Genomic DNA, 26472 nt, shown 5'->3' with positions numbered 1-26472 from the left:
TCTCAGCTGGTGGGGGTGCGGGTGTGCACTTATCACCGTACGCCGTGTTTCAGGCGCCGGTTTCCGGTCAGCCCTCACCGGCCGGCTCCCGGGAAGCCGCCTCAGCCGCCTTCGCAGCCGCGCTCCCCGGACGCTTCCGAGCCACCCAACCCTCGATATTCCGCTGCTGACCACGGGCCACGGCCAACGAACCCGCCGGCACATCCTTCGTGATCACGGACCCCGCAGCCGTGTACGCACCGTCCCCCACCGTGACAGGCGCCACAAACATGTTGTCCGAGCCCGTCCGGCAATGCGAACCGATGGTCGTGTGGTGCTTCTCCTGCCCGTCGTAGTTCACGAACACGCTCGCGGCACCGATGTTGGTCTGCTCACCGATCGTCGCGTCCCCCACGTACGACAGGTGCGGCACCTTCGTTCCGTCACCGATCGACGCGTTCTTCGTCTCCACGTACGTCCCGATCTTGCCCTTCACACCCAACCGCGTCCCCGGACGCAGATACGCGTACGGACCGACCGTCGCCTCGGCGCCCACCTCGGCACCGGAGGCCACGGTGTTGTCGACCCGCGCACCCGCACCCACCCGGGTGTCCGTCAGCCGGCAGTTCGGCCCGACCTCCGCACCCTCCGCCAGATGCGTCGCGCCGTGCAGCTGCGTACCCGGGTGGACGACGGCGTCCTGCTCGAAGGTCACGGTGACGTCGACCCAGGTGGTGGCGGGGTCGATGACGGTCACACCGGCCAGCATCGCCTCGGTCAGCAGCCGGTCGTTCAGGATCCGGCGGGCCTCCGACAGCTGCACACGGTTGTTGATCCCGGCGATCTCACGGTGGTCACCCGCCACCGACGCCCCCACCCGGTGCCCCGCCTCACGCAGGATCCCGAGCACATCGGTCAGGTACTCCTCGCCCTGACTGTTGTCCGTCCGCACCTTCTTCAGCGCGTCCGCCAGCAACTGCCCGTCGAACGCGAACACACCCGAGTTGATCTCACGGATCGACCGCTGCGCGTCGGTGGCGTCCTTGTGCTCCACGATGGCCGTGACGGCCCCGGTGGCGTCGTCCCGCACGATCCGCCCGTACCCCGTCGCGTCCGGCACCTCGGCGGTCAGCACGGTGACCGCGTTGCCGTCGGCGGAGTGCGTCTCGGCGAGGGCCCGCAGGGTGGCGCCGGTCAGCAGGGGCGTATCCCCGCACACGACGACGACCGTCCCGTCGACGGACCCGCCCAGCTCCTCCAGACCCATCCGGACGGCGTGCCCGGTGCCGTTCTGCTCCGCCTGCACGGCGGTACGGACGTCCGGGGCGATCTCGCCGAGATGCGCGGTGACCTTCTCACGGGCGTGGCCGACCACGACGACCAGATGCTCGGGCTGCAGCTCGCCGGCGGCGGCGAGGACATGACCCACGAGACTGCGACCGCAGAGCTCGTGCAGGACCTTGGGTGTGGCCGACTTCATACGGGTGCCCTCACCCGCTGCGAGAACGACGACGGCTGCCGGGCGGTTGGCGCTCACGGGATGCCCTTCGGCTGTGGATGGGGTGGGGTGACATCCGCAGGATACCGGGGGGTTTTGTGGGGGGCATGGGTGCGGGGCCTGACCGGCGTCGCATTAGCCAGGACCCGAACTGAGTGTGTGCTCCCCTGCCAGGACTCGAACCTGGAACAAATCATCCAAAGTGACCCGTGTTGCCAATTACACCACAGGGGACTATAAACCCGGCTAATCGGACATCTCGCCAATCGGCTGGGTGGCTCCCAACACTATGCCGTACCAAGAGCCTTCGATGCGACGGTACAGGTCGGCGCTCTTCCGCACCTTGATCACGAGGCAACCTCGGTACGCCTCGCCGGTGTTCTTGCGGACGGTCTTGGGGTTGTGCTTCTTCAGCGTCGTCTTGTTGAACGCGGAGCGCTCGGCGTCGACCAGCTCGGCCCAGTACTGCTCGGCGCCAGGAACGTCGGCGGTCTCGTGAATCATCACCGTGTAGCTGACGCGCTCGCGCTCCACGCCGAGCAGGTCGAGCCAGGCGAGGAAGACCCGGATCATCCCGGGGTCACTGTTGACGAAGCAGACCTTCTCGCGGCGGTCGTATGGCTTGTCCTTGCTGCCCTCGGCCCAGTACAGGCCGATGCCCAGGAGGAACAGCTCGCGCAGTGTCAGTGCGCCGACCGCCTGCTTGGCGGCCTCCTTGGTGCGCTGCCGCTCCTCGTCCCGCAGGCGCAGGGTGGCTTCCCAGCCGCGCCTCGCGATGGCCGAGGCCTCCTCGGCGGTCCGCTTGCGCTCCGGCTTCGGCAGGTCCCGTACCCACAGCGAGATCGAACTCTTCGAGCACCCCAGCTCCACCTGGATCTGGTCGTACGTCCAGCCCTTGAGGCGGAGCTCCCTCGCCTTCTCCCGCAGGTCGTCCTTGGCGTTCGGGCGCTTAGTCCAGGCTGGGGGTGGTTCGCCTTCCAGCAGTCGGTTGAGGAGGTCGTTGTTGTCGACGTGGAGGCGGTCGCGAATCTGGCGTCGGCTCAGTCCCGCGCGGCGCAGGGTCACCGCCTGCTTCCTCAGTCCCTCGAAGTCGGCGTACTTGCCGGATGCATGTGTCATACGCATACCGTCCGGCCGGAATGGAGGCCTCCAGGGTCGAACGGTGAGCGATTCAGCAGTTCGAGGGATATCGGGTGGTATCGCAGCCGAACGGTCACGGAGTGTGGTGTAGGCCAGTCCGGGAAATGGGACGGAAAACCGGCGGGGGCCGCCCGTAGGCTGGGATGCATGACCGCGACGGGGGAAGAGCATGTGACGGCCCGGGGAGGGCCTTGGTGGTGGGCCAGGCGGCGTAGTGCCGTGTTCGATGTGAGTCTGGCCGTGGTGTCCGCGCTGGAGTGCGCGCTGGAGGGGATCCCGTTCGCCAGGGACGCGGGGATCCCGGTGGCGGTGGGGGTCGTCTTCGGCCTGCTGGCCGGTTCCGTGCTGGTCGTGCGGCGGCGGTGGCCGGTCGCCGTGGTGCTGGTGTCGATCGCCATCACGCCCGCCGAGATGGGCTTCCTGATGGGCGTCGTCGGTCTGTACACGCTGGCCGCGGCGGAGCTGCCCCGGCGGATCATCGGCTCGCTGGCGGGGATGTCGCTGGTGGGGACGCTGATCGTGACGTTCGTGAAGACGCGGCAGGACATGTCGCGGGGGGATCTGGACATAGGGGACTGGTTCGTGCCCTTCGCGGCGATCACCATGTCGCTGGGCTTCACGGCCCCGCCGGTGCTGCTGGGTCTGTATGTGGGGGCGCGGCGGCGGTTGATGGAGAGCTTGCGGGAGCGGGCGGACAGTCTGGAGCGGGAGCTTCAGTTGCTGGCGGAGCGGGCGGAGGAGCGGGCCGAGTGGGCCCGGAACGAGGAGCGGACGCGGATCGCGCGGGAGATGCACGATGTGGTCGCGCATCGGGTGAGTCTGATGGTGGTGCATGCCGCGGCGTTGCAGGCGGTGGCCCGGAAGGATCCGGAGAAGGCCGTCAGGAATGCCGCGTTGGTGGGGGACATGGGGCGGCAGGCGCTGACGGAGCTGCGGGAGATGCTCGGGGTGCTGCGCAGTGGTGGGGACGGGCCGCCGCGTGAGCCGTCGGCGTCGTCATCGGCGTCTGCGTCTGCGTCTGCGTCGGTGCCGTTGGCGGCGGTGGGGGTGGCGGCTGCGGCTGCTGCGGCTGCTTCGCGGGTGGCGGACGACGAGGGGCCGTGCCTGGCGGAGATCGAGGAGCTGGTGGGGCAGTCGGCTGCGGCGGGGATGGTGGTGGCGTTGTCGGTGGAGGGGGATGTGCGGTCGTATGCGCCGCTGGTGGAGCAGACGGCGTATCGGGTGGTGCAGGAGGCGTTGACGAACGTCCACAAGCACGCGGCCGGGGCGAAGACGTATGTGCGGTTGGCGCATCGGGTGTCGGAGATCGCGATGCAGGTGGAGAACGAGCCGCCTGAGGAGGCGGCGTCGTCGGCACGGTTGCCGTCCGGGGGGAATGGGCTGGTGGGGATGAGGGAGCGGGTTTCGGCGTTGGGTGGGGTGTTCGTGTCGGGGCCGACGGATGCGGGGGGTTTTCGGGTGTCGGCGGTGATCCCGGCGTCGTAGCCCGTTCCGGCCGGTGTCGGCCGGGGGGTCAGCCTGTGGTGAGGCGTGGGGGTGCGGTGCCGGCGATGAGGGTGGCGAGGGCTTGGTCGATGTCGTGGCCGAGGTACCAGTCGCCGGTGTGGTCGAGGGTGTAGACGCGGCCGTCGGTGTCGATGGCGAGGAGGGCCTGGCTGTCGGTCTCGGCGCCGAGGGGGCAGACGTCGGTGCCGAGGGCGCGGCCGAGGTCGCCGAGGGTGCGGGCCATGTGGAGGCCGTGCAGTGGGTCGAGGTGGAGGTTGGCGGGGGCGACCTGGCGGCCGGGGCCGGTGGGGGTGATGTGGAGTCCGCCGAATTCGGCCCAGGCCTCGACGGCGGCGGGGAAGACGGTGTGGCGGTGGCCCGCGGGGGAGGTGTGGTCGCGCAGGGCGTCGGCCCAGATCTCGGCTTGTTTGATGTCCCAGCGTCCGGGTTGCCAGCCGGCGGCACGCAGGGCGGCGTCGACGGGTACGGCGAAGCGGGTGGTGGAGGTGCGGTCGGTGTGCATCTGCCCTTCGTCTCGTCGAGGCCATGGGGTGGCGCGGGTGTGTGGGCGCGCCGGTTCGGTGGCGGTGCGGTGTGGGGGTGGGGTGCGTCAGCTGTTCTGGGACGCCGGGTCGACTATGCGGACGCCGAAGTGTGCGCTGAGCGCGGTGCAGGCGCGGCAGGGGGTGGCGAAGCTGCCGTGGAGGGGGTCGCCGTCTTCGCGGATGCGTCGGGCGGTGAGTTTGGCCTGCTTGAGGGCTTTGCGTGCCTCGCCGTTGGTCATGGGTTTGCGTGCGGCGCGTTTGCTGCGGGCGGCGTCGGCGGCGGCGATGTGGCGGGAGATGAGGATGGTTTCGGCGCAGCGGCCGGTGTAGCGGTCGCGTTGGGCGCTGGGGAGGGTGTCGAGGAAGTCCTGGACGAGGGGGTGCAGGGCGGGGGGTGTGTCGGCGCGTGCGGCGGTGCCGGTGAGGGTGGCGCCGCGGACGGAGAGGGCGGCGGCGACGGTGGGGAGGATGCCGTCGCGGCGGTGCCGGAGGGCGGGGGCGTGGGTGGTGTCGGTGGTGCTCCAGCCGATGCGGGGGTCGCCGCCTCTGGGGTCGCCGTTTCGGGGGTCGGCGTTTCGCGGGTCGCTGTTTCGCGGGTCGCCGGCCAGGGGGCCGGTGTGGCGGCTGCCGCTTCCGGGGTCGCCGTTTCGTGGGTCGGCGGACCTGCCGGTGTGTGGTCCCGTCTGCGTCGCGTTCATGATCGTCTTCCCCTCCGTGCATCCCCCCGGGGGTCACAGACTGCCAAATGCCGTGGCTGGTGCGGAAGCTGGGGCGCGGCGACACGCCCGTAGAGGGGTGTGTCGTCACGGTGGGGTGACGGCCGGTCACGGAAGCGGAGGGGGCGCCGACCGGTGCCGGTGACCGGTGTCGTCGTACCGCATAGGCTGTCGGCACCGTGGGCGATGCGGTGATCCGTTCGGGGTTCGATGCAGTGAACCGGAGGGGGGATCCGCGAGGTCGGCGCGTGCGGTGAAGTGCAGAGAAGTCGAAACAGCAGACGTGACAGTCGATACGGGTCGTAGTGCGCCGAGGGTGGTCAATACGGGTCGTACAGAGTGCCGCAGGGGGCAACCGCCATGACGACAGGTCGGCTCGGGCAGCAAGCCGCGCCGCCGAACGCGGCCTACGCCGGGCAGGTCGTGCATTTCCCGGATCCGGTCCGGGCGGCCCGTCACCCGAGAGGGGTACGGGTCGACGAGCGCGGTTACCCCGACTTCTCGGCTTACGCGCGGGCGGCCGCGGAGATCGCGGAGCCGCCGGAGGGTTTCGGCGTCGACGAGTTGCGGCTGACGGACTACGTGTCGGCGAACACGGCGTTGTCGGCGTCGGGGCACGAACTGTGGGACACGGTGCCGGCGGTGGCGACGCCGCACGGCTGGACGTGGCACCACGTGGTGGGCACGCGGCGGCTGGAGCTGGTTCCGGTCGAGGTGAAGGCGCTGCTGCGGCATCACGGGGGTGTGGCGACGTCGGGTGTCGACCATGCCAAGCGGGGGACGCGGCCGTTGCAGGAGACGCGTCCGGCGCACTTCGGGCTGCCGAAGTCGGGTGTGGCGGTGACGGAGTCGCAGGTGCAGGGTGTGGAGGAGGACCTGGGCTACCGGTTGCCGGGGGCGTACCGGTCGTTCCTGAAGGCGGCGGGTGGTTGCGCGCCGGTGGGTGCCGCGTTGGACGCGGAGCTGGGGCTGCTGGTCGATCAGCCGTTCTTCACGGTGCGCGACGAGGCGGCGGTCAATGACCTCGTCTACGTCAACAAGTGTCTGCGTGATCATCTGACCAAGGACTATCTGGGGATCGCGTTCGTCCAGGGCGGGTTGCTGGCCGTGAAGGTGAAGGGCGAGCGGATCGGTTCGGTGTGGTTCTGCGCGTACGACGACGCGCGGGACGTGGATCCCTCGGTGCCGCCGGCGGAGCGGGTGGAGCGGTTGTTGCTGCCGTGCGGGGACGACTTCGACGTCTTCCTGTCGCGGCTGGCGGGCGATCCGCCGGAGTTGGAGACGGTGGCGAACCTGATGGTGGACGGCGGGTTCGCGCGTGTGGTGCCGGTGGGCGCGGTGTCGTCCTCGGCTGTGGGGGAGTGAGGTCGGCGATGGTGACCTTCGCGCAGGCGCAGGAGCGCGCCGAAGAGTGGATCAACGGGGATGTTCCGTCGTACCAGCATCGTGAGGTGCGGGTGCGGGAGTTCGACCTCGGGTTCGTGGTGTGGGCCGAGGACCGGGCGGACGGGCCGCGCTCGGACGGCGGTGCGCAGCGGCTGGTGATCGCGCGGGACAGCGGTGAGGCGACGTTGTGGCCGGGGTTGCCGGTGGGTGAGGTGATCCGCCGGTACGAGGAGGAGTACGGCCGTCCGGACGCGGTGGACGAGCCGGCCTCGGCGGCGCCCGTGGCGCGGGTGGATCTGAACCAGACGTCGTTCCTGCTGACTCCGCCGGAGTGGTTGCAGGACGCGGCGGACAAGCTGGGGATTCCGGATCGGCGGGGTGCGGGTGCGGGTGCGGGGGCCGAGGCTCGGGTGGCTTCTGCTGCCGGGGAGTCGGGTTCCGGCTCTGCTGCCGGTGCTGGTCCTGGTTCCGGTTCCGGTTCCGGTTCGGTGGTCGGCGGGGGCTTCGGCGGGGGCGCTGTGACTCCTGCGCACGGTGCGCCCGCCGCGCCGGGGAGTGGTGCGGCGTGGCCGGCTGCCGGGGGCGAGGACTCCGGGGCCGACGCGGGTGCTTCCGGGGCTCCGGCGGGGCCGGGTGCGTCGGGTGCGTCGGGTGCGTCGGGTGCGCCGGGGGGTGCGTCGGGTGTGCCGGAGGGGGCGACGCCCTGGTCCGGTACGGACACCACCGCGGACGCGGGTGACGACCGTTCCGTGCCGCTGCCGGCGACGGTCTTCGCGCCGCCGCTGAGCGAGTCCGACGGCGACGTTCCGCCGCCTTCGACGATGCCCGAGGCCAAGACGACTCTGATGTCGGGTGGCAGTCAGCTTCCGCCGACGGCGCTGTCGCCTGCGGTCGACGACCCGAACGCGCAGGGCCCGGGGGCGGCGCCCGCGCCCGGTGGCCCGGGGTACGGCTATCCGGCAGCTCCGGGAGGTGCTCCTGGAGTGCCGGGGACACCGCCCGCTGGTGTGCCGCAGGGCAGCACGCCTCCGCCGCCGCCCGGTGGCCGGCCGTATGGGTATCCGCAGCAGCCGGGGAGCACCCCGCCACAGGGGAGCACCCCGTCACAGGGCAGTACGCCGCCGCCGGCCGCCGTGCCGGGTGGGGCGACGTACGGGTATCCGCAGCAGCCGGGGAGCACCCCGCCACAGGGCAGTACGCCGCCGCCGGCCGCCGTGCCGGGTGGGGCGACGTACGGGTATCCGCAGGGGGGCGTCGGCGCCGCGGGGGCGGGCGGCCCAGCCGGGTCCGGTCCTGCTGGTCCCGTTGGTCCTGGTCCCGTTGGTCCTGGTTCCGCTGGTCCTGGTCCCGCCGGTGTGCCGCAGCCGCCGGCCGGGCAGAGGGCCGCTGCGAACGCCGGGGACATCGCCGACGCCGCGACCAGCAAGGCGTCTCCGCCGCCCGGGCGTCGGGGTCCGGGTCCGTCCACTCCGCCCCCTCCGGGCGCCCCGGGGACGCCCGGTGCTCAGCGGGGCAGTACGCCGCCGCCGTCGGGGCCCGGGGCATCGGGCACTCCCGCGGGCGGGTACGTCCCCACGCAGATGGTGTCGGCGCTCGGGCCCGACGGTCCGGGTGGACCCGGGGGCTCCTCGGGCACGGGCGTGCCGATGCCGCCGCCCGGGGCCCCTGGCGCCCCGGGTGCGCCCGGCGTTCCGCAGGCGGGCCCGGGTGCTCCTGGCGCTCCGGGCACACCTAACCAGCCCGGCCCGCCCACCCCGCCCGGCTCGCCGAACCCGCCCGGGCCTCCTGGCGCGCCGCAGCCGCCGGGCGCCCCGGGCGGTACGCCGCCCGGCGGTGTCCACCACGCCGCCACGATGCTCGCCGACCCGGGCCGGATGGGCCCGGGCACGCCGCAGCCGCCCGGACCGCCGGGCGCTCCCGGCGCTCCCGGCGCTCCCGGCGCGCCCCAGCCTCCGGGTGCCCCCAACGCGCCTGGTGCGCCTGGCGTTCCGCGGCCTCCGGGCGCCCCGGGCGGTACACCGCCCGGCGGACCGGGGCCCGTGCACCACGCGGAGACAGTGCTGGCCGCGCCCCCGGCGGGCGGGCCCGGTGTGCCTCCGCCGCCGCAGGCCCCCGGCGCACCACCGGCCGCCCCGGGTGCCGCCCCGGGTGCTGCCCCGGGCGCCCCTGGTACGCCCGGCGCGCAGCCGATGCCGCCGGGGATGCCGGGTGCGGTGCCGCCGGGTGCGGTGCCGCCCGGCATGCCGCCCGGTGCCATGCCTCCGGGTGCGATGCCGCCGCCCGGCCCGCCCGGGCCCGGGCAGCCGTCGGCGTACGGCTATCCGCAGCAGCCCACCGGGCAGCCGACCGTCGGCCCCGGCTACCAGGCCGTGCTGCGCTACCGCGCGCAGGACGGTTCCGAGCAGCAGCTGATCCGGCGTTCGGCGCCGGGCACGCCGCACCCGGAGTGGCAGATCTTCCACGAGCTGCGGGCCATGAACGTGCCCCCGGACCAGGTGCTGGAGCTGCACACCGAGCTGGAGTCGTGCGAGCTGCCGGGGGCGTACTGCGCGCGGATGATCCGGGAGCAGTGGCCGCAGGCGCGGATCACGAGCATCGCGCCGTACGGCACGGACCACGCGAGCCGGCAGCAGGGCATGCAGCAGCTGCTGGCCCACCAGGGCGAGTTGCACCAGGTGGCGGACGGTCCGGCGCGTCCGGCTCCGGTGCGTGCTCCGCTGCCGCCGGTGCAGGCGGCTCCGCCGATTCCGCCGGAGGCCATCGGGCAGGAGCTCGGGGCGGCGTTCGGGCCGGGGGTGTTCCGGTTCGAGCAGGCCGCCGTGTCGCGGCAAGGCGTGCCGCCGATCGTGGCGCACACGCTGGTGGCGGCCGGGCTGCCGATGGACATGGGCCCGTTCTTCTGGGCGCAGGCACAGCCGGGGCGGCCCGTTCCGACACTGGCGGAGCTGGCGGCCGAGCGCGGTGTGCAGCCGGCCTCGGACGCGGGTTCCTATCTGGTGATGGGCAGCGACTTCGGCAAGGCGATCTGCGTGCAGTACGGCACGGCGAACATCGTCGCCGTGCCGGTGGAGGCCGGGCCGGGCGGGGTGCCGGTGCCGCCGCAGTTCGTGAACACCGGGCTGCCGGAGTTCGCGCGCTGCCTCGCCCTGCTGGGCCGGATGTGGCGGCTGCGGTTCGGCCTGAACCAGGAGCAGGCGGGCCGCTGGACCGTCGACTTCCAGGCCCAGTTGGCGGCGCTCGACCCGGCGGCGCTGGGGTCGCCGGAGAGCTGGTGGTCGGTCCTGCTGGAGGAGATGTGGGACGGACTGCTGTGACGCGTCGCCGCTGACGTGCCGTAAGGGAGCCGGGTCCGGTCGCTCGCACGACCGGGCCCGGCTCTTTCGTGCCCGCGGGGAAAAGCTTCGCGCCGGGCTGTCACACATCCCTCCGCCGTTCCGTCAGTGCAGTGAAAGCGACGCACCGCCGACTCAGGAGGCAGAGATCATGCAGGCACGGATGACGAACCCGGCATATGTCCTTTCCGGCGCGATGAAGGGCATCGGCACCCTCTTCCAGGCGATCGGCGAGGGCGGTCTGGCGCCGGACGTGGCGGAGATCGTCGGGCTGCGCGCCAGTCAGATCAACGGCTGCGGGGCCTGCGTGCACGGTCATGTGGCCAATCTCCGCAAGAGCGGGGTGAGCGAGGAGCGCATCGCAGCCGTGGCCGCCTGGCGGCACGCGCCCTTCTTCTCGGACGCCGAGCGGGCCGCGCTGAAGCTGACGGAGGCGATGACGAGGCTTTCCGATCTCTCGGGGGAGTCGGTCCCCGATGCGCTGTGGGACGAGGTGGCCGACCACTTCGACGAGAAGGAACTCTCCGCCCTGATCCTCACCGTCGCCGTCACCAACATGTTCAACCGCATCAACACGACCATCCAGGAGCCCGCGGGCACCACCTGGGGCTGAGCGGCGTGCGGCCCGGCCGTGGTTCCGTGACCTCTGTGCGGAGTGTCGCGTTATGAACGCTTCCGTCTGATCCACCAAGATGTGCGCGAAATCATCCCGTTTCTAGCGCGACGTCACATCGGTGTGGTGGAGAGGGGTCCGGATGAGCGGCACGACGGGGTCACCGCACGGCTTCACGGCCGTGCGGGGGCGTGGCTACCGTCCCGAGCAGGTCGACCAGTACGCCGAGGCCCTGTCCGCGAACCGGGACGCGGCCTGGGAGAGGGCAGCCCGGCTGACGGTGCTCGCCCGGCAGATGGACGAGGAACTGGGGCGGCTGCGCGAGGTTGTGGACCGACTGGCCCCGCAGCACTACGAGACGCTCGGCGAGCGAGCCCGGCGGCTCTTCGAACTCGCCGAGCAGGAGGCCGCGTCCGTACGGGAGGAGGCACGCCTCGAGGCGCTGCACCTCCTGGACGGGGCGCGGGCGTCCGCGGCCGACGTGGGCCAGTCCGCCCAGACGCACGCCGAAAGCGTGCGCGCCGACGCCGACGAACGTGTCCGGCAGCGGCTGCTCGCCGCGCACGCCGAGGCCGACGAGATCCGGAGCGCGGCCCGGCGTGAGGCGCAGGAGGAGCGGGGCGAGGCGCTGGCCGCGTTGCGGGAGATGCAGCAGCGCACCTCCGGGATGCTGGCCGAGCAGGACAAGGAGCGCGCCGAGCGGTGGGCTCAGTCGGAACGGGCGGAGGCCGCCAGGGGGGCCGCGCTCGACGCCGAGTACGAGCAGGAGACGACGGCCGCCCAGGACGCGTTGTGCGAGGCCGAGCAGGCCTTCGCCGACGCGGAGGCATCCGCCCACGACTTGGAGGACGACGCCCAGGCCCATGCGGCGGAGTTGATCGCCCAGGCCCGTGAGCGCGTGGCGACCGTGGAGGAGGAGACGGACCGCCTCCTGCGCGAACACGCCGGGCAACGAGACGAGGCCCGGGCCCATATCGACCGTGTCCACGCCGGCCTGACGGACTGGGCGGGCCAAGTGACGGCGGAGTGACGCCCGGCGGCCGGTTGGGGGGCGGCGGCGAGGGACTCATCTCGCCCCGAGCGGCGTCGCCTGACACGCCGTAGGGCCCCGGGGGGGCCGGACCGGTCGTGTCTCCCGCCCGGCCCCTCCGCCCAACCGGCGGCACCGCACGCCGCGTCGGCTGCAGTGCCGTCCGTGTCAGTGGTCCCTGCGGGCCGCGCCTGCCAGGATCCAGCCCTCCACCGCCTCGTACTGGTGGCGCTGTTCCTCCGACTGCCGGTGGCCGGAGGCCATCGTGCCCAGCCAGCCGCAGGCGAAGCCCAGGGGTATGGAGAGCAGGCCGGTGGTGGTGAACGGGAACCAGTTGAAGTCGGCCTCGGGGAAGGCCGAGACGGGTGAGCCGGAGACCAGGTTGGTGCCCGGCATCAGCAGCAGGACGGCCAGGGAGCCGCCGATGAGGGTGCTGAGCAGGCCCGTTCGTGTGTAGCGGCGCCAGAACAGGCTGTAGACCAGCGCGGGCGCGATGGCCGAGGCGCCCAGACAGAAGGACAGCGTCACCAGTGGTTGCAGGCTGCGATGCTGGACCTGGGTGGCCAGCAGGATCGCGGGGAGACCCACGGCCAGGGCCGACAGCCGTGCCACGGTCATCTCGCGGCGCGGTGACATCTCCTGCACCCGCGCCGCGAACACGTCGTGCGCGAGGGAGTTGGCGCAGGCGAGGATCATGCCGGCGACGGAGGCGAGCAGCGTGAGGAAGACCGCCGTCGTGACGGTCGTGAACAGGAACGTCTCCGCCGCCGACACATCCGCCCCGAACGCCGCCTGCGATCCCAGCAGATACGCCGTGTTGCCCTGCGGGTCGACCTGCGCGATCAGTTCCCGTCCGACCAGCGCGGTCGCGCCGAAGCCGACGACCGTGATGACGAGCACGAACAGGGCCACACCCGACACCGCCCAGGACATCGAGCGCCGTACCTGCCGGGCACTGGAGGCCGTGTACATGCGCATGGTGACGTGTGGCAGCACGCCACCGCCCAGGACGACCGTCAGTTGCGCGGTGATCATGTCCAGGTCGGGGCTGGGGCCGCCGGCGAACTGCAGGCCCGAGGAGAGGAACGCCGAGCCCACGCCGCTGTTCTGTGCGGCCGCGCCGAATACGGCGCCCGGGTCCCAGTCGAAGCGGTTCAGGATCAGAACCGAGACCACCAGGCCGGAGCCGAGCAGCATCACGATCTTCAGGATCTGGATGAGGGCGGTGCCCTTCATCCCGCCGATCGCCGCGTAGCTGATCATCAGCGCGCCCACGCCGATGATGCAGCCCGTCTGCAGTGACTCGCCGGAGAAGCCGAGGATGAACGCCATCAGCTGCCCGGTCCCCGCCAACTGCACGAGCATCAGGGGCAGCAACGCCGCCAGGGTCACCGCGCAGGCCGCGATGCGGACACCGCGTCCGGGCATGCGCCGGGTCAGCGCGTCGCCCATGGTGAACCGGCCCGCGTTGCGCAGCGGTTCCGCCAGCAGGAACATCAGCAGCATCAGCGACAGGGCCGTACTCAGCGCCAGCACCACCCCGTCGTAGCCGAACAGCGCGATGACGCCGCCGGTGCCGAGGACGGTCGCGGCGGAGATGTAGTCGCCGGCGATCGCCAGGCCGTTGCGCATGGGCGACAGGGAGCTGTAGCCGGTGTAGAACTCGTCCAGGTCGTCCCGGTCCGGGCCGGTCATCACGCACAGCAGCAGCGTGATCGTGGCGACGGCGGAGAAGCCGACCAGGGACATCGTCTGGGCGTTACCGCTGAAATCGGTGGTCATCGGGCCCCCTCCCGCTTCGCGTCCAGCTCGGCCAGCTTGCGTATCCGGTCCGCGATGGGGTCGACGCGGCGGCGGGCCGTCTGCTCGTAGAGGGCGATCGCCAGCCAGGTGACGGGGACCTGGATGAGCGCGAGCAGCAGTCCGGCGGGCAGGCCGTCGGTGACGGTGCTCGTCATGAACGACGGCGCGAACGCCGACAGGATCAGGAAGAGGGTGAAGTAGCCGAGCGCCGTGAGTGTGGCCACGCGCCGCTGCCAGCGGTAGGCGCTGCGCAGGACCCGGAGGTCGCTGTGGTGTCCGAGCGCGGCGTGGCGCTGGGGACGCCGTCCGGCCGGTTCGGGCGCCTCCGACGGGGCCCAGGGGTAGGTGTCGTACGTATACGTGTACGGGTCGTAGGGCGGGGGCGGATCGGGTGGTCGGTACCGGTGGGACGGGGACGGGTCGTAGGACATCCCGGTTCTCCTTGCGAGGGTGGGATCCGGTGCGGCGGGCCGCAGGGAGGTGGGGGGCGGGAGCCACGCACGCTACTTCGGAGTAGGGGTCCTGCGCGAGGGTTTCGGCAAACTGATCGGTCGGTACGCGCTTACCTTTCCGACCTCGGGTGTTACCCGCGTTAACTCAGTCTTCTCGCAGTTCCCGGTGCCTCATGTGAGGTGGATCAGCGCCACGGACGCCGGTATGTCGGTGCGGTCGTCGAGCATCGCCCGGAAGGTCAGGCGCCGGTCGACCCGGCGCTGAACCGAACGGCCCGCGGCCAGTGTGAAGTTGACGCCGACGCGCCCTCCGGCCGGTACCCGGGTGCGCGTCGCCCGCTCCGCCCGCACCGTCCACCCGCCGCCCACCGGCTGTGCCGAGAGGGTCACCTCGCGTGCCCTGTCGCCGAAGTTGTAGACGTCGACGGTCATACGGGTGCGGCGGCCGAGGCGGTAGCCGTGCGGTGGGGGCGCGTCCCCGTCCTCCTTGCCGGGGGCGGCGTTGCGGGCGGGGAAGCGCTGAGCGAGGACGATGTGTTCGGCGGGGGAGAAGGGAGCCCCCGACCGGGGGAGGGTCTGCTGTGAGGAGGCCGTGGGCGCGGGGGACGTGATGTACAGCGGGTCGCGTGAGACGGTCACCGGCCGTCCTGCGGGAAGGAGCCTGCCCATGATGTCGTGGGTCGTCCCCGCAGGGCACCGCTCCCAGCGCACGGGCCGCTCCGCCCAGACCACCGTGACCCGCTCGCCGCGGCCGCTGTCGAAGGCGAACCCGTGGGCACCGTCCGGCAGCAGGGGCGCGGGGCCCATGAAGTGGGCCGCGCCGAGCAGTGAGGTGAGGGCCGCGAACGCGCTGTAGGCGGGCAGGGGACGGAAGGCGCGGTCGAGGAGCCCGAAGTAGACGCCGTCGTCGTGCAGCGGGGGGCCCGCGAACCAGAACTGCCGGGCGTTTCCCGCCGCCAGCCCCTCCACCATCGAACGCACCACGTACCGCGCCTGCTCGATCTCCTGCTCCGGTGTCAGGTCCGTGCCCGGCCGCGCCTTCTGGAACGCGCCGCACTCCGTCATCCACAGCGGTAGGTCCGCCTTGTGCCGGCGGGCCAGTTCGTGCTGTTCGTCCGCGGCGCCGGGGAAGCGGGGTTCGCCCGGCTCGGTGGGGTCCGGGTAGCCGTGGAAGGCCCAGGCGTCGGCGTAGCGCACGACGTCGTTGGCGAGCATCAGGTCCTGGAAGGGGCCGGTTTGGGCGATGCCGGGCAGGACGACGAGGCAGGGTTCGCGCCCGTCCCTGATGCCGAGTGCGGCGGCCTTCACGAACGCGGCGTGGGCGTCTCCGGTGCTGCGGGTGGTGTCGACGTCCGGTTCGTTGGACAACTGGAGCGCTTCGGGAGCGGCGGCTGCGAGGCGCCGGGCGTAGCGGTAGGCGTGCCGGAGGTCCGCCGGGAGGGGCAGTGAGGCGTCGGTCATGGACCACTCGGGGGCGGCGGAGAGCACGTCGAGGACGGCCAGGCCGTGCGCGCGCAGGGTGCGGGTGCGGCGGTCGTGGTGGCCGGTGTCGTAGATGCCCGGTGCCGGCTCGGCCGCGGGCCAGGACTGGCCGTCGCGTACCCAGCCCGCTCCCATGTCCCGCAGGGCTGAGGCGAAGTCCGCCAGCCGGGACGGCGGGACGAGGGAGGACGCCCAGACGTTCACGCCGAAGCGGCCGGCCGGACCGGTGACGGCGGGTCGTGCCGGCAGGCAGGCGAACCGCCCCGTCACGCCGTCCGCCATCACGCGGTAGTGGCCCGGGTCAAGGGCGGGCAGGGTGGCCCTCGCGCTGACGTCGCCTGCGGCGACGGTGGCGTGGCCGACGGCCACACGGTGGCCGCGGTGGTCGCTCACGACATACCGCACGCGACGGTCGCGTGGGGTGTGCCCGTCGAGGGTCAGACGCAGCCATGCCCGTTCGCCTTCGCGGTGCCGGGGGACCGACAGGTCGCGCAGGGCGGGGCCGGTGTGCTGGTGGCGCAGGGTGAAGCGGTCCAGGGCCAGGACGTATGCCGTCGTGTCGTCCGAGACGACCGGTGCGCTGACGCGGAAGGTGAGTGTGTCGGCGCCGCCCCGCAGTTCGACCGGGCCCAGGTCCAGCTCGGACAGGTCTCCCCAGACGGGCCGTGACTCGTACCAGTGCGGTTGCGAGTACGCGATCTCGGTGAAGGGGCCGTCGTTCACGGACAGGTGCAGACAGGAGGCCACCGCCTCGGTGTGTGGCGTCTCGACCGGTGCTGTGGCCACTGCGGTCAGTGCGTACACCCCGGCCCGCGGCGCGCGCACGGTGTACGTCGCGTACCAGCCGGTTCGGGCGGGGGGTTTCCGCGTCGTCCGTAACCTCAGATACCGCCCTCCGGAGGCCCGGCGGTCCCTCACCACCGGGATGTTCGTCCGCACCGCGGACTCGCCCTGCACCGTCACCGTTGTGTGCGCTGCTGCCCGGGCGGTACCGCCGCTCGTCGCCGTCGCCGTCGCCGTCGCCGTCGCCGTCGCCGTCGCCGTCGCCGCCATCGCCCCGAGGCCCGCTGCCATCGCCGTGCGCCTGTTGAAGTCCATGCCACCAGCAGACACGCACGGCCCGTCACTCCGCGTCACTCGTAAGAGTGTGCGAACCCGGAAACGCGTCAGGGGCGAGCCCTAAGGGCCGTCGGGGGTGGTGTCGAGGAGCCGGCGCTCGTAGCGGACCCCCGGCTGTCCATCCACCGTCGTGTTCTCCACCCGGGTGAAGCCGCTGCGGGCCAGAACCCTCATGGAAGCCGGGTTGTCCAGAGTCGTGACCGCGGTCAGGGACGTCAGCCCGTAGTCGGTGACGGCCAGTCGGCACACCTGCGCGACCGCTGCCGTCGCCACGCCCCGGCCGGCGGCCTGTTCGCCGACGCGGTAACCGAGTTCGGCGTTGCCGTCCACCAGGTCCATCAGGTTCACTCGGCCGATCAGCTCGCCGTCCTCCCCGAGGACCACATGGAAGCGGCACACGCGCGCGTGCTGCTCGTCGAGGAGCGCCCGGAGACGTGCGGCGAACCCCTCCGCCGTGAAGAAGGCGTCCCCGCGGTCCGGCACCGTGCGGGCGAAGTACGCCCGGTTCTCCCGCTCGAAGGCGAGCAGGGCGTCCGCGTGATCCGCCCGCAGGGGCTGCAAGGTCACCATGGGCGGGAGGATACGGAGGTTCAGTCCGTCAGCACCGGGAATTTCCGGGGCGCGAGGAACAGCAGCACCAGGAACGCCAGGGCCGCCGCGCACGCCGCCCCCAGGTAGACCGCGTGCACCGCCTCGGCGATCGCCCGCCGGGTCGCCTCCGGCGCGCTGCCCGAGTCGAGCGCCCGCGTCACCGAGTCCAGGTCGCCCGCGCCGCCGAGCCGCGCGGCCAGCACCCCGTTGGCGACCGCGCCGAACACCGCCGCGCCGATCGTCTGGCCGGTCTGGCGGCAGAACAGCACGGACGCGGTCGTCGTGCCGCGCTCCGCCCATCCCACCGTCGACTGCACCCCGACGATCAGCGGCAACTGGAACAGGCCCAGCGCGGCGCCGAGCAGCAGCATCAGCAGCGTCGGCTGCCACGCCTGCCCGGGGTAGGGCAGGAAGGGGAACGCGAACAGGATCAACGCGGCGGTGCCGATGCCCAGCATCGCCGTGTTGCGGAAGCCGATCCTGCGGTACACGTGCTGGCTCAGGGCCGCCGACACCGGCCAGCTCAACGTCCACACGGACAGGACGAATCCGGCGGCCACGGGTGGGAGGCCCAGCACCGACTGGGCGTAGGTGGGCAGGAAGACCGACGGCGCGACCATCAGCAGCCCCAGCGCGCCCAGAGCCAGGTTGACGGCGGCGATCGTACGGCGCCGCCACACCCAGCCCGGGATGATCGGTTCCGCCGCCCGGCGTTCCACCAGCACCACGACCGCGACCAGGGCGAGTCCCGCGCCGAACAGTGCCAGGGAGGGCGCCGACAGCCACGGCCACGCCACCCCGCCCTGCACCAGTGCCGTGAGCAGCACGCCGCCGCAGGCGAACACCGCGAGCGCGCCGGCCCAGTCCACGCGCGCGTGCCCGGTGATGTCCCGCTCCGGCTCGTGGAGGTGACGGACGATCAGCCACAGCGCGACCGCGCCGATCGGCAGATTGATCAGGAAGATCCACCGCCAGTCCGCGTACGCGGCGAGCACCCCGCCCAGGCCCGGGCCGGCGACCGCGGACACCGCCCACACCGTGGAGAGCTTCGACTGGATCCGGGGGCGGTCCTTCAGCGGGTACAGGTCGGCGGCGAGGGTCTGCACCGTTCCCTGCAGCGCGCCGCCGCCGAGGCCCTGCACGACGCGGAAGGCGATGAGCGCCCCCATGTTCCACGCCAGCGCGCACAGCAGGGACCCGAGCAGGAAGACCACCGAGCCGACTACGAGGACCGGTTTGCGGCCGAAGGTGTCGGAAAGCTTGCCGTACACGGGCAGGGTGACGGTCACGGCCAGCAGATAGCCGGAGAACAGCCAGGAGAAGACGGAGAAGCCGCCGAGGTCCCCGACGATCTGCGGGACGGCGGTCGAGACGATGGTCGCGTCGAGCGCCGCCAGCGCCATCGAGAGCATCAACGCCGCGACGACGGCTCCGCGCCCGCCGGTCGCGGCGGGACGTGCGGCCTCACGCGCTGCGGAACTGGCGCTGCCCACCCCGGTGCCTCCCCCTCGCCCCGGCCGCGCCCGCGCCACGGGTCCCCTCGCATGTCTGCCCCTTGCAGCTATCTGTCGCGGACAGCTTCCCACTTGACCCGGACGCAGCGGGAGGGTGGAGCCTGATCGGGCCGACGGGTGGAGCCAACCCTGAGACGACCTCCACCCTCCGGTGGAGTGCCCCTAGGGGTACCTCCGTACTACGACCTGGGGAGGGTTCGTACCGACGGAGGACGAGAGGGTCAGGGGGCCCTCCTTAACCTGGCTTTACGCCGCCGGGGGGCGGTACGGAACACCGGCGGGGGTGGGGTTTTCCACAGCAAAAGACTGCGCTGAACACCAGGGCGCGGTACCCCTCCCCGCCGCGAGACTGAAACGCGTCGGACGGATTCCTGATCCGGCGCCGCGCACAGCGGCTGCCGACCAGGCGACCGCCTTCACCATCTGCTGACCGATATAGGAGACATACCGTGACTTCGGCTGTGACCATTCCCAGGCACGGGGGTACTGGAGGGCGTACGGCCGTTGCCGCGCGGGCGCGGCAGGTCGTGAAGGCGTACGGATCCGGAGAGACCCGCGTCGTCGCCCTCGACCACGTCGACGTGGACATCGCACGCGGCCAGTTCACCGCGATCATGGGTCCCTCGGGATCCGGCAAGTCCACCCTCATGCACTGCCTCGCCGGCCTCGACACCGTGACGGGCGGCCAGATCTATCTCGACGAGACCGAGATCACCGGGCTGAAGGACAAGAAGCTCACACGGCTGCGCCGGGACCGGATCGGGTTCATCTTCCAGGCGTTCAACCTGCTGCCGACGCTGAACGCGATCGAGAACATCACCCTGCCCATGGACATCGCGGGCCGCAAGCCCGACAAGGAGTGGCTGACGCGGGTCGTGGAGACCGTCGGGCTCGCCGACCGCCTCAAGCACCGGCCCACCCAGCTGTCCGGCGGCCAGCAGCAGCGCGTCGCCGTGGCGCGGGCGCTCGCCGCCCGTCCCGAGATCATCTTCGGGGACGAGCCGACCGGAAACCTCGACTCCCGCGCCGGCGCCGAGGTCCTCGGCTTCCTGCGCAGGTCCGTCGACGAGCTGGGCCAGACCATCGTGATGGTCACCCACGACCCGGTGGCCGCCAGTTACGCGGACCGGGTGCTGTACCTCGCCGACGGCCGCATCGTCGACGAGATGTACAAGCCGACCGCGGACGCCGTCCTCGACCGCATGAAGGACTTCGACGCCCGGGGGCGCACGTCATGACCGTCATGAAGACCTCGATGCGCAACTTCTTCGCGCACAAGGGGAGGATGGCGCTCTCCGCGATCGCCGTCCTGCTGTCGGTCGCCTTCGTCTGCGGCACGCTCGTCTTCACGGACACCATGACGACCACGTTCGACAAACTCTTCGCGGCCACCTCCTCCGACGTGACGGTGAGCGCCAAGGGCGCCTCCGACAGCGGTGAGACGACCGCGGACAACGGCAAGCCGCCGGTCATGCCGGCTTCCGTGCTGAGCGAGGTCCGCAAGGCGCAGGGCGTGAAGTCGGCCGAGGGCACGGTGTTCGCCACCTCCGTGACCGTCGTCGACGGCGACAAGGACAACCTGTCGCCCTCCAGCGGCGCCCCGACCGTCGTGGGCAACTGGAACGACACCGACGCCCGCACCATGAAGATCACCTCCGGTGCGGCGCCCAAGGGCCCCGCACAGATCATGGTCGACGCCGACACCGCCGACAAGCACGACCTGAAGCTCGGCGACGAGATCGGCGTGATCAGCGCGGTCGGCACGCACGAGGCGAAGATCTCCGGCATCGCCGACTTCACCGTCACCAACCCCGGCGCCGCGATCTTCTACCTCGACACCAAGACCGCCCAGCAGGCCCTGGTGGGCGAGAGCGACGTCTACACCAACGTCAACGTCACCGCGGCCGCCGGCGTCAGCGACGCACAGCTGAAGAAGAACGTCAGTGCCGAACTCGGCGCCGGCTTCCAGGTGAAGACGGCCAAGGAGACCGCCGACGCCAACCAGAAGGACGTCGAGGGCTTCATGAACGTCATGAAGTACGCGATGCTCGGCTTCGCCGGGATCGCCTTCCTCGTCGGCATCTTCCTGATCATCAACACCTTCTCCATGCTGGTCGCCCAGCGCACCCGGGAGATCGGCCTGATGCGGGCCATCGGCTCCTCCCGCAAGCAGGTCAACCGCTCCGTGCTGACCGAGGCGCTGCTGCTCGGCGTCGTCGGATCGGTGCTCGGTGTCGCCGCGGGCGTCGGCCTCGCCGTCGGCCTGATGCAGGTCATGGGCACGGTGGGCATGGAACTGTCCACCGACGACCTGACCGTGGCCTGGACGACCCCGGTGGTCGGCCTCGTCCTCGGCGTGGTCGTCACCGTCCTGGCCGCCTACCTGCCCGCCCGGCGCGCCGGCAAGATCTCCCCGATGGCCGCCCTGCGCGACGCGGGAGCCCCCGCGGACGCCAAGGCCGGCTGGATCCGGGCCGCCGTCGGCACCGTCCTCACCGGCACCGGCGGCTTCGCCCTGTACCTCGCGGCCGCGGCCGACAAGGCCAAGGACGGCTCGATGTGGCTCGGCCTCGGCGTGGTGCTGTCGCTGATCGGCTTCGTCGTCATCGGCCCGCTGCTCGCCGGTGCCGTGGTCCGCGTCCTGGGCGCCGTGCTGCTGCGCATGTTCGGCCCCGTCGGCCGCATGGCCGAGCGCAACGCCCTGCGCAACCCGCGCCGCACCGGCGCGACCGGCGCCGCACTGATGATCGGCCTCGCCCTGGTGGCGTGCCTGTCCGTGGTCGGCTCCTCCATGGTGGCGTCCGCCACCGACCAGCTCGACAAGACCGTCGGCACGGACTTCATCATCCAGTCCGACCGTGGCCAGCTGATCACCGCGCAGGCCGTCAAGGCCGCCAAGTCGGCGCCGGACGTCGAGCGGGTCACCGAGTACAAACTGGGCAAGGCCGACTTCACCACCCCCGACGGCAAGACGCTCAAGGACACGTCGATCACCGCGGCGGACCCGTCGTACGCGACCGACCTGCGCACCGAGACCGTCGCCGGCAAGCTCCCCGACGCGTACAAGCCCGACTCGATGTCGGTCCACGAGAAGTTCGCCCAGGACCACGGCATCACCCTCGGGTCCAAGATCAAGGTCGACTTCAAGGACGGCTCCGCGGCCGACCTGACGGTCCGCGCGATCACCAGCAGCGACGTCGTGATCGACGCGGGCGCGATGTACACCTCCATCTCGACGATGGCCGAGTACGTCCCGGCCGACAAGATGCCGCTGGACTCGCTGGTCTTCGCCAGCGCCAAGGACGGGCAGCAGGACGCCGCCTACAAGTCCCTGAAGTCGGCGCTCCACGACTACCCGCAGTACATCGTGCGCGACCAGACCGACTACAAGGACGCCCTGAAGGACCAGATCGGCCAGCTGCTCAACATGATCTACGGCCTGCTGGCCCTGGCGATCATCGTCGCCATCCTGGGCGTCGTGAACACCCTGGCCCTGTCGGTCGTGGAGCGCACCCGCGAGATCGGCCTGATGCGGGCCATCGGCCTCTCCCGTCGCCAGCTGCGCCGCATGATCCGCATGGAGTCGGTCGTCATCGCCCTCTTCGGTGCCCTGCTGGGCCTCGGACTGGGCATGGGCTGGGGCGCCACGGCACAGCAGCTGCTCGCCCTGGAGGGCCTGATGATCCTGGACATCCCCTGGCCGACGATCATCGGCGTCTTCGTCGGCTCGGCGTTCGTGGGACTGTTCGCGGCACTCGTCCCGGCGTTCCGCGCGGGCCGGATGAACGTCCTGAACGCGATCGCGACGGAGTAGCGGGCCGCCGCCGAGAACCACCGCACACGGGGGTTGCGGGGGAACCGGGCGCCGGGGAGTCCAGTCCAGGGCTCCCCGGCGCCGGGTGTTTCGACGAGCCGCGAGTCCGGCTTCCTGCCCGTTCGTCCTGGGCGGCGGGTGGGCACAGGTCCCGGGGGTCAGGGGCGGAGCCCCCTGGGGGCCTTGCGGCAACGCCGAGCACCTCACACCCGGTGCGTCATCCACAGGCCCCGACGCCGAGCCGCGCAGCGACGTACGCTGGAGACCCCCCGGCCCGCGGCGCGCGTCGGGCCCGTGGTGTTGCCCACCCCCCTGGACGGAAAGCCCCGAATGAGCCTGCACGGTCTGCTCGACGCCGTAGTCAAGGACGCCGCCCTCGCGGAAGCGATCAGGGCGGCCGCAGACGGCAACCGCATGCACGTCGACCTGGTCGGCCCCCCTGCCGCCCGCCCCTTCGCGGTCGCCGCCCTGGCCCGTGAGACGGCCCGCCCGGTGCTGGCGGTCACGGCGACGGGCCGTGAGGCGGAGGACCTGGCCGCGGCCCTGCGCTCCCTCCTCCCGGCCGAGGGGGTCGTGGAGTACCCGTCCTGGGAGACGCTCCCGCACGAGCGGCTCAGCCCCCGCAGCGACACCGTCGGCCGTCGCCTGGCCGTGCTGCGGCGCCTGGCCCACCCCCGCCCCGACGACCCCGAGACCGGCCCCGTCTCGGTCGTCGTCGCACCCGTCCGGTCCGTGCTCCAGCCGCAGGTCAAGGGCCTCGGCGACCTGGAGCCGGTCTCCCTGAGAACCGGGCAGAGCGCGGATCTCGGTGAGATCGTCGAAGCCCTCGCGGCAGCCGCCTACGCGCGCGTGGAGCTCGTCGAGAAGCGCGGCGAGTTCGCCGTGCGCGGCGGCATCCTCGACGTGTTCCCGCCCACCGAGGAACACCCCCTGCGCGTCGAGTTCTGGGGCGACGACGTCGAGGAGATCCGCTACTTCAAGGTCGCCGACCAGCGCTCCCTCGAAGTCGCCGAGCACGGCCTGTGGGCGCCGCCGTGCCGCGAGCTGCTGCTCACCGAGGACGTCCGCACCCGCGCGCGTGCCCTGGCCGAACAACACCCCGAGCTCGGTGAGCTGCTCGGCAAGATCGCCGAGGGCATCGCCGTCGAGGGCATGGAGTCCCTCGCGCCCGTCCTCGTCGACGACATGGAGCTGCTGCTCGACGTGCTGCCCAAGGGCGCCATGGCCGTGGTGTGCGACCCGGAGCGGGTGCGTACGCGCGCGTCGGACCTCGTGGCCACCTCGCAGGAGTTCCTGCAGGCCTCCTGGGCGGCCACCGCCGGTGGCGGCGAGGCTCCCATCGACGTCGGCGCGGCCTCCCTGTGGTCCATCGCGGACGTCCGGGACCGGGCCCGCGAGCTGGACATGATGTGGTGGTCGGTGTCGCCGTTCGCCGCGGACGAGGAGCTCACGGAGAGCTACGGCGCCGACGCGGCGGGAGACACCCTCAAGCTGGGCATGCACGCCCCGGAGACCTACCGCGGCGACACCGCCAAGGCCTTGGCCGACACCAAGGGCTGGCTCGCCGACGGCTGGCGCGCCGTGTTCGTCACCGAGGGCCACGGCCCCGCGGCCCGTACGGTCGAGGTGCTGGGCGGCGAGGGCATCGCCGCCCGCCTCGACTCCGACCTCGCCGAGATCTCCCCGTCCGTCGTGCACGTGGCGTGCGGCTCGATCGACCACGGCTTCGTCGACCCGGCCCTCGGACTCGCCGTCCTGACCGAGACGGACCTGTCGGGCCAGAAGGCGTCCGGCCGCGAGGGCGCCCGCATGCCGGCCCGCCGTCGCAAGACCATCGACCCGCTCACCCTGGAGCCGGGCGACTACATCGTCCACGAGCAGCACGGCGTGGGCCGCTACATCGAGATGGTGCAGCGCGCCGTGCAGGGCGCCACCCGTGAGTACCTGGTCGTCGAGTACGCCCCCGCCAAGCGAGGCCAGCCCGGCGACCGCCTGTACATCCCCACCGACCAGCTGGAGCAGATCACCAAGTACGTCGGCGGCGAAGCCCCCACCCTGCACCGCCTCGGCGGCGCCGACTGGACGAAGACCAAGGCCCGCGCGAAGAAGGCCGTCAAGGAGATCGCCGCCGATCTCATCAAGCTCTACAGCGCGCGCATGGCCGCCCCCGGGCACGCCTTCGGGGCGGACACCCCCTGGCAGCGCGAACTGGAGGACGCCTTCCCCTACGCGGAGACGCCCGACCAGCTCACCACCATCGCCGAGGTCAAGGAGGACATGGAGAAGACGGTCCCGATGGACCGCCTGATCTGCGGCGACGTCGGCTACGGCAAGACCGAGATCGCGGTCCGCGCCGCCTTCAAGGCCGTCCAGGACGGCAAGCAGGTGGCCGTCCTGGTGCCCACGACGCTGCTGGTGCAGCAGCACTTCGGGACCTTCAGCGAGCGGTACGCGCAGTTCCCGGTGAAGGTGAAGGCGCTGTCCCGCTTCCAGACCGACACCGAGGCCAAGGCGACCTTGGAGGGCCTGCGCGAGGGCTCGGTCGACATCGTCATCGGCACCCACCGCCTGTTCTCGTCCGAGACGAAGTTCAAGGACCTGGGCCTGGTCATCGTCGACGAGGAGCAGCGCTTCGGCGTCGAGCACAAGGAGCAGCTGAAGAAGCTCCGGGCGAACGTCGACGTGCTGACGATGTCCGCGACGCCCATCCCCCGGACCCTGGAGATGGCGGTCACCGGAATCCGCGAGATGTCGACGATCACCACCCCGCCGGAGGAGCGCCACCCGGTGCTCACCTTCGTCGGCCCCTACGAGGAGAAGCAGATCGGCGCCGCGATCCGCCGTGAGCTGCTGCGCGAGGGCCAGGTCTTCTACATCCACAACCGCGTCGAGTCGATCGACCGCGCGGCGGCCCGGCTGCGCGAGATCGTCCCCGAGGCGCGCATCGCCACGGCCCACGGCCAGATGTCGGAACAGGCGCTGGAGCAGGTCGTCGTCGACTTCTGGGAGAAGAAGTTCGACGTGCTGGTGTCCACCACGATCGTGGAGTCCGGCATCGACATCTCCAACGCCAACACCCTGATCGTGGAGCGCGGCGACAACTTCGGGCTCAGCCAGCTCCACCAGCTGCGCGGCCGGGTGGGACGCGGCCGCGAGCGCGGCTACGCCTACTTCCTCTATCCGCCGGAGAAGCCGCTGACCGAGACGGCGCACGAACGGCTCGCGACCATCGCCCAGCACACGGAGATGGGCGCGGGCATGTACGTGGCGATGAAGGACCTGGAGATCCGCGGCGCGGGCAACCTGCTCGGCGGCGAGCAGTCCGGTCACATCGCGGGCGTCGGCTTCGACCTGTATGTGCGGATGGTCGGCGAGGCGGTGGCGGACTACCGGCGCCAGCTGGAGACCGGTGAGATCGAGGAGGAGCCGCCGCTCGAGGTCAAGATCGAGCTGCCCGTCGACGCGCACGTCCCGCACGACTACGCGCCCGGCGAGCGGCTCCGCCTCCAGGCGTACCGCGCCATCGCCTCCGCCAACTCGGAGGAGGACATCAAGGCGGTCCGCGAGGAACTCGTCGACCGCTACGGCAAGCTGCCCGAGCCGGTGGAGAACCTGCTGCTCGTCGCCGGACTGCGGATGTTCGCGCGCGCGTGCGGGGTCGGCGAGATCGTGCTGCAGGGCAACAACATCCGCTTCGCGCCGGTGGAGTTGCGCGAGTCGCAGGAGCTGCGGCTCAAGCGGCTCTACCCCGGGGCGGTCATCAAGCCGACGGTCCACCAGGTGCTGGTGCCGCGCCCGAAGACCGCGAAGGTGGGCGGCAAGCCGCTGGTCGGGCGGGAACTGCTGGCGTGGGTCGGGGAGTTCCTCACGTCGGTGCTGGGGTCCTGAAGCCCGGGGCTGCCGGGGCGGAACGCGACGGACACGGCGAACGGGGCGACGCCGACAGCTCGGTGGCCAGGGCTCGCCGGCAACT

At 71.8% G+C, this 26472-nt stretch carries 17 protein-coding genes and 1 tRNA gene; 8 read left to right on the top strand and 10 right to left on the bottom strand.

Features of this window, described 5'->3' with window-relative positions:
• Window positions 1–67 precede the first annotated feature (67 nt).
• From glmU to ACFY5B_RS29555, 3 genes are all read right to left on the bottom strand, one after another.
• On the bottom strand, window positions 68–1516 hold the full coding sequence (gene glmU, locus ACFY5B_RS29565) for a bifunctional UDP-N-acetylglucosamine diphosphorylase/glucosamine-1-phosphate N-acetyltransferase GlmU (RefSeq protein ID WP_389974990.1): 1449 nt from the start codon (window positions 1514–1516) through the stop codon (window positions 68–70).
• 123 nt (window positions 1517–1639) lie between these two features.
• A tRNA-Gln gene (locus tag ACFY5B_RS29560) sits at window positions 1640–1711 on the bottom strand.
• Between the two features lie 12 nt (window positions 1712–1723).
• Window positions 1724–2596 (bottom strand): hypothetical protein, encoded by an 873-nt coding sequence (locus ACFY5B_RS29555; RefSeq protein WP_389974987.1) that lies wholly within the window; start codon window positions 2594–2596, stop codon window positions 1724–1726.
• A gap of 168 nt (window positions 2597–2764) precedes the next feature.
• Here ACFY5B_RS29555 and ACFY5B_RS29550 point away from each other — a divergent pair, with 168 nt between their 5' ends.
• Window positions 2765–4102: a sensor histidine kinase gene (locus ACFY5B_RS29550; RefSeq protein ID WP_389974984.1), complete on the top strand. Its 1338-nt coding sequence runs from the start codon at window positions 2765–2767 to the stop codon at window positions 4100–4102.
• A 28-nt stretch (window positions 4103–4130) separates the two neighbouring features.
• Here the strand turns inward: ACFY5B_RS29550 and ACFY5B_RS29545 are convergent, their stop codons facing one another.
• Both ACFY5B_RS29545 and ACFY5B_RS29540 read right to left on the bottom strand, forming a co-directional pair.
• The gene (locus ACFY5B_RS29545; protein ID WP_344464102.1) at window positions 4131–4625 is read right to left on the bottom strand and encodes an SUKH-3 domain-containing protein; all 495 of its coding nucleotides are present in this window, start codon (window positions 4623–4625) and stop codon (window positions 4131–4133) included.
• Window positions 4626–4712: 87 nt separating this feature from the next.
• Entirely contained in the window at window positions 4713–5345 is a 633-nt protein-coding gene (locus ACFY5B_RS29540; RefSeq protein ID WP_389974981.1) for a YwqJ-related putative deaminase, read from the bottom strand.
• 378 nt (window positions 5346–5723) lie between these two features.
• Between ACFY5B_RS29540 and ACFY5B_RS29535 the strand changes: the two genes are divergently transcribed.
• From ACFY5B_RS29535 to ACFY5B_RS29520, 4 genes are all read left to right on the top strand, one after another.
• Window positions 5724–6728, top strand: coding sequence for an SMI1/KNR4 family protein (locus tag ACFY5B_RS29535; protein ID WP_389974978.1), 1005 nt, complete (start codon window positions 5724–5726; stop codon window positions 6726–6728).
• Between the two features lie 8 nt (window positions 6729–6736).
• Window positions 6737–10063, top strand: coding sequence for an SUKH-4 family immunity protein (locus tag ACFY5B_RS29530; protein WP_389974975.1), 3327 nt, complete (start codon window positions 6737–6739; stop codon window positions 10061–10063).
• 169 nt (window positions 10064–10232) lie between these two features.
• Window positions 10233–10694, top strand: a complete 462-nt coding sequence (locus ACFY5B_RS29525; RefSeq protein WP_389974972.1) for a carboxymuconolactone decarboxylase family protein — start codon at window positions 10233–10235, stop codon at window positions 10692–10694.
• 142 nt (window positions 10695–10836) lie between these two features.
• On the top strand, window positions 10837–11724 hold the full coding sequence (locus tag ACFY5B_RS29520; protein WP_389974969.1) for a cellulose-binding protein: 888 nt from the start codon (window positions 10837–10839) through the stop codon (window positions 11722–11724).
• A 168-nt stretch (window positions 11725–11892) separates the two neighbouring features.
• On the opposite strand, the gene ACFY5B_RS29515 is transcribed toward ACFY5B_RS29520, so the two are convergent.
• The 5 genes from ACFY5B_RS29515 to ACFY5B_RS29495 form a co-directional block, all read right to left on the bottom strand.
• Window positions 11893–13506 carry a cation acetate symporter gene (locus ACFY5B_RS29515; protein WP_389974966.1) on the bottom strand — a complete coding sequence of 538 codons (1614 nt, stop codon included), beginning with the start codon at window positions 13504–13506 and terminating at the stop codon, window positions 11893–11895.
• A complete protein-coding gene (locus ACFY5B_RS29510; protein WP_389974963.1) occupies window positions 13503–13958 on the bottom strand; it encodes a DUF485 domain-containing protein in 456 nt (151 codons plus the stop codon). Before ACFY5B_RS29510 ends, ACFY5B_RS29515 begins: the two co-directional genes overlap by 4 nt.
• A gap of 192 nt (window positions 13959–14150) precedes the next feature.
• Window positions 14151–16559: a hypothetical protein gene (locus ACFY5B_RS29505; protein WP_389974960.1), complete on the bottom strand. Its 2409-nt coding sequence runs from the start codon at window positions 16557–16559 to the stop codon at window positions 14151–14153.
• A gap of 81 nt (window positions 16560–16640) precedes the next feature.
• Window positions 16641–17150 carry a GNAT family N-acetyltransferase gene (locus tag ACFY5B_RS29500; RefSeq protein ID WP_389974957.1) on the bottom strand — a complete coding sequence of 170 codons (510 nt, stop codon included), beginning with the start codon at window positions 17148–17150 and terminating at the stop codon, window positions 16641–16643.
• A gap of 20 nt (window positions 17151–17170) precedes the next feature.
• Entirely contained in the window at window positions 17171–18664 is a 1494-nt protein-coding gene (locus ACFY5B_RS29495) for an MFS transporter (RefSeq protein WP_389974954.1), read from the bottom strand.
• Window positions 18665–19134: 470 nt separating this feature from the next.
• On the opposite strand from ACFY5B_RS29495, the gene ACFY5B_RS29490 reads away from it, so the two are divergent.
• The 3 genes from ACFY5B_RS29490 to mfd all read left to right on the top strand — a co-directional run bounded on the left by ACFY5B_RS29490 (window position 19135) and on the right by mfd (window position 26387).
• A complete protein-coding gene (locus ACFY5B_RS29490) occupies window positions 19135–19923 on the top strand; it encodes an ABC transporter ATP-binding protein (RefSeq protein WP_389974952.1) in 789 nt (262 codons plus the stop codon).
• The gene (locus ACFY5B_RS29485; RefSeq protein WP_389974949.1) at window positions 19920–22499 is read left to right on the top strand and encodes an ABC transporter permease; all 2580 of its coding nucleotides are present in this window, start codon (window positions 19920–19922) and stop codon (window positions 22497–22499) included. The genes ACFY5B_RS29490 and ACFY5B_RS29485 overlap by 4 nt, the downstream gene beginning before the upstream one ends.
• A 330-nt stretch (window positions 22500–22829) precedes the next feature.
• A complete protein-coding gene (gene mfd / locus ACFY5B_RS29480) occupies window positions 22830–26387 on the top strand; it encodes a transcription-repair coupling factor (RefSeq protein WP_389974946.1) in 3558 nt (1185 codons plus the stop codon).
• Window positions 26388–26472 lie beyond the last annotated feature (85 nt).

The sequence above is a fragment of the Streptomyces sp. NPDC013187 genome (genome assembly GCF_042899705.1).
Taxonomy (GTDB): domain Bacteria; phylum Actinomycetota; class Actinomycetes; order Streptomycetales; family Streptomycetaceae; genus Streptomyces; species Streptomyces hawaiiensis_A.
This window is presented reverse-complemented; position numbering and strand designations above follow the sequence as displayed.

What these genes read in the sequence shown, in the direction of transcription:
- ACFY5B_RS29555 (WP_389974987.1), bottom strand. Translation starts at nt 2,596, where the DNA reads ATGACACATGCATCCGGCAAGTACGCCGACTTCGAGGGACTGAGGAAG.
- ACFY5B_RS29550 (WP_389974984.1), top strand. Translation starts at nt 2,765, where the DNA reads ATGACCGCGACGGGGGAAGAGCATGTGACGGCCCGGGGAGGGCCTTGG.
- ACFY5B_RS29545 (WP_344464102.1), bottom strand. Translation starts at nt 4,625, where the DNA reads ATGCACACCGACCGCACCTCCACCACCCGCTTCGCCGTACCCGTCGAC.
- ACFY5B_RS29540 (WP_389974981.1), bottom strand. Translation starts at nt 5,345, where the DNA reads ATGAACGCGACGCAGACGGGACCACACACCGGCAGGTCCGCCGACCCA.
- ACFY5B_RS29535 (WP_389974978.1), top strand. Translation starts at nt 5,724, where the DNA reads ATGACGACAGGTCGGCTCGGGCAGCAAGCCGCGCCGCCGAACGCGGCC.
- ACFY5B_RS29530 (WP_389974975.1), top strand. Translation starts at nt 6,737, where the DNA reads ATGGTGACCTTCGCGCAGGCGCAGGAGCGCGCCGAAGAGTGGATCAAC.
- ACFY5B_RS29525 (WP_389974972.1), top strand. Translation starts at nt 10,233, where the DNA reads ATGCAGGCACGGATGACGAACCCGGCATATGTCCTTTCCGGCGCGATG.
- ACFY5B_RS29520 (WP_389974969.1), top strand. Translation starts at nt 10,837, where the DNA reads ATGAGCGGCACGACGGGGTCACCGCACGGCTTCACGGCCGTGCGGGGG.
- ACFY5B_RS29515 (WP_389974966.1), bottom strand. Translation starts at nt 13,506, where the DNA reads ATGACCACCGATTTCAGCGGTAACGCCCAGACGATGTCCCTGGTCGGC.
- ACFY5B_RS29510 (WP_389974963.1), bottom strand. Translation starts at nt 13,958, where the DNA reads ATGTCCTACGACCCGTCCCCGTCCCACCGGTACCGACCACCCGATCCG.
- ACFY5B_RS29505 (WP_389974960.1), bottom strand. Translation starts at nt 16,559, where the DNA reads ATGGACTTCAACAGGCGCACGGCGATGGCAGCGGGCCTCGGGGCGATG.
- ACFY5B_RS29500 (WP_389974957.1), bottom strand. Translation starts at nt 17,150, where the DNA reads ATGGTGACCTTGCAGCCCCTGCGGGCGGATCACGCGGACGCCCTGCTC.
- ACFY5B_RS29485 (WP_389974949.1), top strand. Translation starts at nt 19,920, where the DNA reads ATGACCGTCATGAAGACCTCGATGCGCAACTTCTTCGCGCACAAGGGG.
- mfd (WP_389974946.1), top strand. Translation starts at nt 22,830, where the DNA reads ATGAGCCTGCACGGTCTGCTCGACGCCGTAGTCAAGGACGCCGCCCTC.